Consider the following 417-nt stretch of genomic DNA (forward strand, 5'->3'; position numbering starts at 1 on the left):
AAGCCGGGTGATTCGAGATGGCTACACCATTGATGACATGGTTTTGCAAATCGAGGCAGCACTGGCGGCGACATCAATCTGGAAAAACGCCACGCGCATGACCGCTCTTCGCAGCACGATTGGTCGTGACGATGGCTATGGCAATGAAGTTTTTGATGAGGCGATTTTTGAACTGACGGCTCGCAAGCCCAAGGCAGAGCTGTATTCGATTATCCCTAAAGGGGATAGAAACAAGCCCAAAAAATAAAGGCCGCTTGAGCGGCCTGAATGGTAAGGATGTACTCGCCCGGATAACTTGAAACTCAACCGGCGCACCAGCACAACCTCAGGAGCAAAGGCTACGCCTCCGAGCATTCATGGTCAAGCGGCGCCCCTCACCCTCCCCGCGGCGCAGCGCTTGATGCTGGTGCGCCATTG

Annotated in this window: 1 protein-coding gene; it reads left to right on the top strand. The window is 54.7% G+C overall.

The features are described from left to right. Nucleotides 1-247 (top strand): hypothetical protein (locus QWI17_RS06150; RefSeq protein WP_302721643.1); only part of this gene is annotated, 247 nt, incomplete at its 5' end. Between the last annotated feature and the right edge of the window lie 170 nt (nt 248-417).

Source organism: Gilvimarinus gilvus, assembly GCF_030518155.1.
GTDB classification, from domain to species: Bacteria; Pseudomonadota; Gammaproteobacteria; order Pseudomonadales; family Cellvibrionaceae; genus Gilvimarinus; species Gilvimarinus gilvus.